Annotated in this window: 6 protein-coding genes and 2 rRNA genes; all 8 read left to right on the top strand. The window is 48.0% G+C overall.

The genetic code is table 11. The features are described 5' to 3' along the window. The first annotated feature begins 1 nt into the window (after position 1). Positions 2-2,929: ribosomal RNA gene (locus tag BVG16_RS30185) — 23S ribosomal RNA — on the top strand. Between the two features lie 66 nt (positions 2,930-2,995). After that, a 5S ribosomal RNA gene (gene rrf / locus BVG16_RS30180) occupies positions 2,996-3,112 on the top strand. Between the two features lie 829 nt (positions 3,113-3,941). After that, positions 3,942-4,127, top strand: coding sequence for a sigma factor G inhibitor Gin (locus BVG16_RS30170; RefSeq protein WP_078502912.1), 186 nt, complete (start codon positions 3,942-3,944; stop codon positions 4,125-4,127). A 127-nt stretch (positions 4,128-4,254) separates the two neighbouring features. Further along, positions 4,255-5,826, top strand: coding sequence for an aminotransferase class I/II-fold pyridoxal phosphate-dependent enzyme (locus tag BVG16_RS30165; protein ID WP_078502911.1), 1,572 nt, complete (start codon positions 4,255-4,257; stop codon positions 5,824-5,826). A gap of 8 nt (positions 5,827-5,834) precedes the next feature. Further along, positions 5,835-6,506 carry a dTMP kinase gene (tmk, locus tag BVG16_RS30160; RefSeq protein ID WP_078502910.1) on the top strand — a complete coding sequence of 224 codons (672 nt, stop codon included), beginning with the start codon at positions 5,835-5,837 and terminating at the stop codon, positions 6,504-6,506. 71 nt (positions 6,507-6,577) lie between these two features. Then, positions 6,578-6,907, top strand: a complete 330-nt coding sequence (locus BVG16_RS30155; RefSeq protein WP_078502909.1) for a cyclic-di-AMP receptor — start codon at positions 6,578-6,580, stop codon at positions 6,905-6,907. Between the two features lie 39 nt (positions 6,908-6,946). Continuing rightward, the gene (locus BVG16_RS30150) at positions 6,947-7,390 is read left to right on the top strand and encodes a YaaR family protein (RefSeq protein ID WP_078502908.1); all 444 of its coding nucleotides are present in this window, start codon (positions 6,947-6,949) and stop codon (positions 7,388-7,390) included. 36 nt (positions 7,391-7,426) lie between these two features. Continuing rightward, complete coding sequence (holB, locus tag BVG16_RS30145) at positions 7,427-8,404, top strand: DNA polymerase III subunit delta' (protein WP_078502907.1); 978 nt, start codon at positions 7,427-7,429, stop codon at positions 8,402-8,404.

Here is an 8,404-nt window from a genome sequence, read left to right as displayed (position 1 = left end):
TGGTTAAGCTACTAAGAGCACACGGAGGATGCCTAGGCGCTAGGAGTCGACGAAGGACGTGGCGAACAACGAAATGCTTCGGGGAGCTGTAAGCAAGCTTTGATCCGGGGATGTCCGAATGGGGAAACCCGGCTGGTGTAATAGCCAGTCACTCACATCTGAATACATAGGGTGTGAAGAGACAGACGAGGGGAACTGAAACATCTAAGTACCCTCAGGAAGAGAAAACAAAAGTGATTCCGTCAGTAGCGGCGAGCGAAAGCGGAATAGCCTAAACCAATCAGCTTGCTGGTTGGGGTTGTGGGACGTCTCACATGGAGTTACAAAGGAACCGATTAAACGAAGAGGTCTGGAAAGGCCCGCCATAGAAGGTAAAAGCCCTGTAATTGAAAGTCTGTTCTCTCCGAGACGGATCCCGAGTAGTGCGGGGCACGTGAAATCCCGTATGAATCCGCCAGGACCATCTGGTAAGGCTAAATACTACCTAGCGACCGATAGTGAAGCAGTACCGTGAGGGAAAGGTGAAAAGCACCCCGGGAGGGGAGTGAAATAGAACCTGAAACCGTGTGCTTACAAGAAGTCAGAGCCCGATCTATGGGTGATGGCGTGCCTTTTGTAGAATGAACCGGCGAGTTACGTTCCCGTGCAAGGTTAAGGTGAAGAGCCGTAGCCGCAGCGAAAGCGAGTCTGAATAGGGCGACTTAGTACGTGGACGTAGACCCGAAACCGTGTGATCTACCCCTGTCCAGGGTGAAGGTGCGGTAACACGCACTGGAGGCCCGAACCCACGCATGTTGAAAAATGCGGGGATGAGGTGGGGGTAGCGGAGAAATTCCAATCGAACTCGGAGATAGCTGGTTCTCCCCGAAATAGCTTTAGGGCTAGCCTCGGTGTTAAGAGTCGTGGAGGTAGAGCACTGATTGGGTGCGGGGCCCGCCAAGGGTTACCAAGCTCAGTCAAACTCCGAATGCCATAGACTTATAACCGGGAGTCAGACAGTGAGTGCTAAGATCCATTGTCAAAAGGGAAACAGCCCAGACCATCAGCTAAGGTCCCCAAGTGTGTGTTAAGTGGGAAAGGATGTGGAGTTGCAAAGACAACCAGGATGTTGGCTTAGAAGCAGCCATCATTTAAAGAGTGCGTAATAGCTCACTGGTCGAGTGACTCTGCGCCGAAAATGTAACGGGGCTAAACACACCACCGAAGCTATGGCTTGATACGTATGTATCAGGGGTAGGGGAGCGTTGTATGTAGGTTGAAGGTGTACCGTAAGGAGCGCTGGACAGCATACAAGTGAGAATGCCGGTATGAGTAACGAAAAGACATGTGAGAATCATGTCCGCCGAAAGCCTAAGGGTTCCTGAGGAAGGTTCGTCCGCTCAGGGTAAGTCGGGACCTAAGGCGAGGCCGAAAGGCGTAGTCGAAGGACAACAGGTTGAAATTCCTGTACCACCGTAAGCCGTTATGAGCAATGGGGTGACGCAGTAGGATAGTGACGCAGACTGATGGATGTCTGTCCAAGCAGTGAGGCTGATGTGTAGGCAAATCCGCACATCGATAAGGCTAGGCTGTGATGGGGAGGGAAAATTGCAGTACCGAAGGTCATGATTTCACACTGCCAAGAAAAGCCTCTAGCCAGGTGATGGTGCCCGTACCGCAAACCGACACAGGTAGGCGAGAAGAGAATTCTAAGGCGCGCGGAAGAACTCTCGTTAAGGAACTCGGCAAAATGACCCCGTAACTTCGGGAGAAGGGGTGCCCCGGTAGTGTGAATAGCACGAGGGGGCCGCAGTGAAAAGGCCCAAGCGACTGTTTAGCAAAAACACAGGTCTGTGCGAAGCCGTAAGGCGAAGTATACGGGCTGACGCCTGCCCGGTGCTGGAAGGTTAAGGGGAGTGGTTAGGGGTAACCCGAAGCTATGAACCGAAGCCCCAGTAAACGGCGGCCGTAACTATAACGGTCCTAAGGTAGCGAAATTCCTTGTCAGGTAAATTCTGACCCGCACGAATGGCGTAACGACTTGGGCGCTGTCTCAACGAGAGATCCGGTGAAATTTTAATACCTGTGAAGATGCAGGTTACCCGCGACAAGACGGAAAGACCCCATGGAGCTTTACTGCAGCTTGATATTGGACTTTGGTACGATCTGTACAGGATAGGTGGGAGCCTTTGAAGCATGAGCGCCAGCTTGTGTGGAGGCGACGTTGGGATACCACCCTGATCGTATCGGAGTTCTAACCTAGGACCGTAACCCGGTTCGGGGACAGTGTCAGGTGGGCAGTTTGACTGGGGCGGTCGCCTCCTAAAGAGTAACGGAGGCGCCCCAAGGTTCCCTCAGAATGGTTGGAAATCATTCGAAGAGTGCAAAGGCATAAGGGAGCTTGACTGCGAGACATACAGGTCGAGCAGGGACGAAAGTCGGGCTTAGTGATCCGGTGGTACCGCATGGAAGGGCCATCGCTCAACGGATAAAAGCTACCCTGGGGATAACAGGCTTATCTCCCCCAAGAGTCCACATCGACGGGGAGGTTTGGCACCTCGATGTCGGCTCATCGCATCCTGGGGCTGAAGTAGGTCCCAAGGGTTGGGCTGTTCGCCCATTAAAGCGGTACGCGAGCTGGGTTCAGAACGTCGTGAGACAGTTCGGTCCCTATCTGTCGTGGGCGTAGGAAATTTGAGAGGAGCTGTCCTTAGTACGAGAGGACCGGGATGGACATACCGCTGGTGTACCAGTTGTTCCGCCAGGAGCACCGCTGGGTAGCCAAGTATGGACGGGATAAGCGCTGAAAGCATCTAAGCGTGAAGCCCCCCTCAAGATGAGATTTCCCAATTAGTAAGACCCCTTGAAGACGACGAGGTTGATAGGTTGGAGGTGGAAGCGCAGCAATGTGTGGAGCTGACCAATACTAATCGGTCGAGGGCTTATCCTAAAATTAATTCGCAAAAAGTTGTTTCGTATCTAGTTTTCAGGGTTCAAACCTTGAATAAGTATTCCGTTTGGTGTCGATGGCGGAGGGGTTCCACGCGTACCCATCCCGAACACGACCGTTAAGCCCTCTAGCGCCGATGGTACTTGGACCGCAGGGTCCTGGGAGAGTAGGACGATGCCAAGCACATAAAGACCGTTGTTGAGATGTAATTCTCAATGGCGGTTTTTTTTGCGATGTATGACTAAAAAAAGCTCTATTACTGTTTGTAATAGAGCATTTCTGTTTGTGTAAGTTTAACGATCCCGTTTTGATGCTGTTTGCGAAATCTGAAGAAAGAGAACAGGCGAGGGAAAATGAACCATAGATGCCAGAGAACTGCGCTTATAACAAACGAAATGGGTGACCATGGGTATAGGATTGCAATAATACAAAAACCTAGCCATGTGAGATGGCGATGCACTTTGGTGAGGATACGGTAACTGATGTATTGTTCTGGCAGGAAACCGATCCAAGGCAGGATAATGCGGAAACGCCATTTTTTCCGAATAGGTTCTCGGGCAATAAGCAACACCGAGCGGATAATCACAAAATGAATCCAAATAATGAAGAAAAAACTTATGATTCCATATAACAATCCTAAAGGACCCCATAAGAGTGTTTCACCGATTAAGAATAGACAAGCTAGAGTAATATAAAGTCGAAGTAATTGGCGATTGTAGGTTATTTTTTGGAGTAATGTATATTGATAAAATGTTGCTTTTGAGCTTGGTAGCGATGGCATGTTGCAATAATCCTCCTTTATAAGGGGTGTTTATTTGGAATGTCATTCATATGTTATATATATCGGCTGGAGCGCCTAAAAGATTTGCTTATCCCTATAAAACGTACAGACACCAAATCAGGTTGCACGGAATAAAAATATAAAAACATTTGAAAACACCCTATGAAACAAGTATAAAATAGTAGAAACTGTGACATACTGATAGCATTACAAGAAAAGGTGGGATCAATCATGGGGAATGAGCATGACAGCACCTGTATTATTTGTGGCCAAGTGAAAGCGGAAGGCATCGTCATTATATCTGAATTTATATGTCAAGACTGCGAAGCAGAAATGGTGCACACAGATGTTCAGGATGCAAAATATCCTTTTTTCATTCATCAACTAAAAAGAATTTTTATTACGAATCATGCATAAATGAAAATATGTAATAGAGCTGAAGGCTTTCGTCAGGGCGAAGCCTTTTTTTGTTGCGGATTATCCTATGGATCCGAATCATTTTACGGTAAAATAGAGGTAGATCGTAGAGAAAGGATTTACGGATATGCCGCAATTAGATCGAGAACGCGCACCTCTGTATGAGATGCTGTTGGAATATAGCAAGCATAATAATCGAACCTTCCATGTGCCAGGGCATAAAAATGGACAGGTTTACGAAAAGGATCCTATTAACCGTGATCCATACGATGAGATGAGATGGGAACATCACAAATTACGTGAGATGATGACCCTTGATGTCACGGAAATTACGGGGACGGATGATTTGCATCATCCCGAAGGGGTGATCCAAGACGCACAAATGTTAGCTGCCGATTGCTTCGGCGCCGAGGAGACCCATTTTCTTGTGAATGGCAGCACCGTAGGGAATATCGCTCTAATCCTTACCTGTTGCACGGAGCCGGGCGACGTGCTCATTGTCCAACGGAACGTGCATAAATCCATATTGCACGGATTAATGCTGGCGGGCACGCGCGCGGTGTTCGTGACACCGCAACTGGACGCGCATAGCGGGTTGCCGACAGCGCCGAGTACGGAGGCGATCGCAGAAGCGTTGCAACGTTATCCTGCCGCAAAAGGGGTGCTGCTCTGCAGCCCCAACTATTATGGCATGGGTGTTGATTTACGCGCATTGGTACGAGTAGTTCATGAGCATGGACTGCCACTGCTCGTGGACGAGGCGCACGGCGCCCATTACGGGCTGCATCCCGATCTACCCGAGTCTGCACTACAGTGTGGGGTAGACGGCGTTGTCCAATCGACGCATAAAATGTTGTCGTCCCTCACGCAAAGTGCCATGCTGCATGTGCAAGGTCCTCGTATCGACCGCGCCATGTTGAAACAGCGGCTTACCATGCTCCAAAGTTCTAGCCCATCCTATCTGCTTATGGGGTCGCTGGATGTAAGTCGTCGCTGGGTACATGTACAAGGAGAAGAGGCTTTCCGACGCGGGCTTGAAGCCGTAACATGGTTGCGCCTGAAATTGAAGGAATTGCACGCTTTTGAGGTTGTCTCATATGCAGCAGAATCGAATGAATCAAAGGCAGCGTATACGACACTCGATCCTTTCAAAATTACAGTGAGTGACCGTACAGGCTCTCTGACAGGGTATCAATTACAGGAGCAGCTTGAATCCTATGGTTGTATTCCCGAAATGTCGGATCTGCGACATGTGGTGTTAGTGTTCACGCTAGGATCGACTATGGAAGATGCACATGCGCTATATGAGGCTTTCGAACAGATTCAACACATGCTTATAGCTGGTTCGGGTAATGCGGAATCGGGTAATGAAATAGAAGAGCATATCGCTTCAAATTTCATCAACATTACATCTAACGCACCCGTTGCTGCACATATATCTCAACCGATTGGCTTCGATATGAAACCCATGTCAGCAGATGATTGGGAGGTCGTCCCATTAGCCGATGCATGTGACCGCTATATTGCAGAGATGGTCATCCCCTATCCGCCTGGGATCCCGTTATTGTATCCAGGTGAGCAAATAACAGATGAGGTGCTGCACATCTTGAAGCAGCTTGCGGATCAGGGAGCCAAGTGCCAAGGGGTCCAAGACGCGAAGCTTCAAACCTTGCGTGTATTATTAAAACTCATGAAATGAGGAACGTTATGCTATCTGAAAGCTCAAATTCATCAATACAGCCCACGAAGTCACACAATTATCCGGGAATGTTCATTACCTTAGAAGGCGGAGAGGGATCAGGGAAGACCTCAGCCATTGCACATATAGAACGTTACTATCAAGAGCAAGGAATTCCTGTTGTCTTAACGAGAGAGCCAGGCGGTATCGAGATTGCAGAGAAAATTCGCGAGCTTATTTTGGACCGTAATCATACGGTGATGGATGGACGTACCGAAGCATTATTATATGCCGCAGCAAGACGTCAACATTTAGTGGAGAAAGTGATCCCAGCGCTTCAGCAAGGCAGTACTGTGATTTGCGATCGGTTCATTGACAGCAGCCTCGCCTATCAAGGATATGCGCGCGGACTTGGAATGGATGCCGTATGGTCCATTAATCAATTCGCCATTGACGGCGTGATGCCAGACATTACGTTCTATCTGGATATTGAACCTGAAATGGGACTTGCTCGCATTCATGCGAACGGTGATCGCGAAATAAATCGTCTAGATTTAGAACAGATAAGTTTTCACCATTTGGTTCGAGAAGGGTATAATATAGTAACAGCCGCCTATCCAGATCGCATTCACAAAGTGGATGCAAGTGTATCGATTGCGGAAGTGGCAGCGCAGATTACCCGTATCCTTGCCGCGTTATAAGAGGAATTCACCCCTCAAATGTCTAATTAATAGAGAGGGACTTTTTATCCATATGTTAAGGAGGCGTTATTATGAAACTTGTCATTGCGATCGTCCAGGATAAAGACAGTAACCGTCTATCGAATGCATTAGTTAAGCATAATTTCCGTGCAACCAAACTTGCGAGTACAGGTGGTTTTTTGCGGGCAGGAAATACCACGTTTATGATTGGTGTGGAAGACGATCAAGTGGAAGATGTGTTATCCGTCATCCGTACGAACTGCAAAATTCGAGATCAGCTCGTCACTCCAGTGTCGCCGATGAGTGGAACGACAGAATCATATTTACCGCTTCCGGTCGAAGTTCAAGTAGGTGGGGCAACGGTGTTCGTAATGCCTGTTGATCGATTTGAGCATTTTTAATCAACAATATTAACTTATGTATAAGGGTTGGGATATCGCATGAAAATCAATCCGGGTTTTCGGCCGCTTGGTCAGGAACTGAAGCCGACGGATACAGGCTCGAAGCCCATTCAGCAGAAAAGCTTCGCCGATATGATGCTTCAACAAGATCAGCAAGCAACCAATGAACAGCTGAATCAACGTTTGCAGCAAATTCATATGCAGGGGGATCGCCTTGCGAAATCGATGACAGTACGCGAGCTGTATATGTACCGGACGATGGTGAAGCGATTCCTAGAAGATACCGTTCGCCGCGGTCTTGGCATCAAGGATACGCGGGGCTGGGACCGCAGGGGCCGGGGCAAACGCTACAAGCTATTAGAAGAAATTGATGCGACCCTGGTATCTATGGCAGAGGAATTGTTAGACAACGAGCAGGGAAGGATCGACCTTCTGAATAAGATTGGTGAAATTCGGGGCATGCTAATTAACTATTGCTTTTAGCTAGGGATAGGTTCTGAATTTGAAAGTGAGGCTATCATGTCTTTTCAAGATATTATCGGGCAAGCGCATGCCAAACAAATGCTGCAGAACGGATTGCGTAATGACAAAGTTTCACATGCGTATTTATTCGCTGGACCGCAGGGTTCAGGCCGCAAAGAAATGGCGTTGACGTTTGCCAAAGCTTTATTCTGTACCGAAATGAAAGATGATTGCTGTGATGAATGTCTAGAATGCCGTAAAGTAGACCATCATAACCACCCCGATATTCATGTCATTGCTCCGGAAGGATCCTCGATTAAAATCGAACAAATTCGTGCATTGCAACGTGAATTTGCTTACCGCACCGGCGGTGGTAGTCGGAAAGTCTACATTATGGAGCAGGCTGACAAAATGACGGTGCAAGCAGCAAATAGTCTGCTAAAGTTCTTAGAAGAACCGTTGTCTCCAGTGGTAGCTATTCTTCTGACAGAGAATGGACAAGCGATGTTACCCACCATACAGTCACGTGCGCAGTGGATCTCATTTACCCCCATGGATCCCAAAGCGATGCTGCAAGTTCTCGTCCAAGAAGGATATGCTCAGAGTCTTGCCCGTTGTGCCGTTCATTTAGCATCTGGACTTCCTGCATGCAGGGAAATTATCCAGCAGAATTGGTTTGCAGAAATTCGAAATGTAATGTTACAATTAGGTAAGGATTGTCTTAATAAAGTCAATACTGCAATGATCACGGCACAACAGCAATTATTCAAGACGCCGCTTGCAGAACATTTGGACACTCTGATGAGCTTGTTCCTACTTTGGTTTAAGGATATGATCCATTATCAACTGGACCGAACAGAAAGTATAATTTTCATAGATCAGCTGGAATCGATCAGCAAATATGCGTTTTCCCGCACTACGGAAGCGTGGGTACGCTGTATGGAGCTAACGACGGAAATGCAGAAGCGTCTACGCGCCAATGTGAATCCACAGTTAGCCTTCGAACAATTCCTAGTTGGAGTACAGGGGGGTTAG

It is taken from the genome of Paenibacillus selenitireducens (assembly GCF_002021565.1).
Classification (GTDB): domain Bacteria; phylum Bacillota; class Bacilli; order Paenibacillales; family Paenibacillaceae; genus Paenibacillus_K; species Paenibacillus_K selenitireducens.
Note: the sequence above shows the minus strand (reverse complement) of the source record. Positions and strands in the feature narration are given on the sequence as shown.

Bases quoted from the DNA above. Each gene is read 5' to 3' on its own strand.
- BVG16_RS30170 (WP_078502912.1), top strand. From the start codon at position 3,942: ATGGGGAATGAGCATGACAGCACCTGTATTATTTGTGGCCAAGTGAAA.
- tmk (WP_078502910.1), top strand. From the start codon at position 5,835: ATGCTATCTGAAAGCTCAAATTCATCAATACAGCCCACGAAGTCACAC.
- BVG16_RS30150 (WP_078502908.1), top strand. From the start codon at position 6,947: ATGAAAATCAATCCGGGTTTTCGGCCGCTTGGTCAGGAACTGAAGCCG.
- BVG16_RS30155 (WP_078502909.1), top strand. From the start codon at position 6,578: ATGAAACTTGTCATTGCGATCGTCCAGGATAAAGACAGTAACCGTCTA.
- BVG16_RS30165 (WP_078502911.1), top strand. From the start codon at position 4,255: ATGCCGCAATTAGATCGAGAACGCGCACCTCTGTATGAGATGCTGTTG.
- holB (WP_078502907.1), top strand. From the start codon at position 7,427: ATGTCTTTTCAAGATATTATCGGGCAAGCGCATGCCAAACAAATGCTG.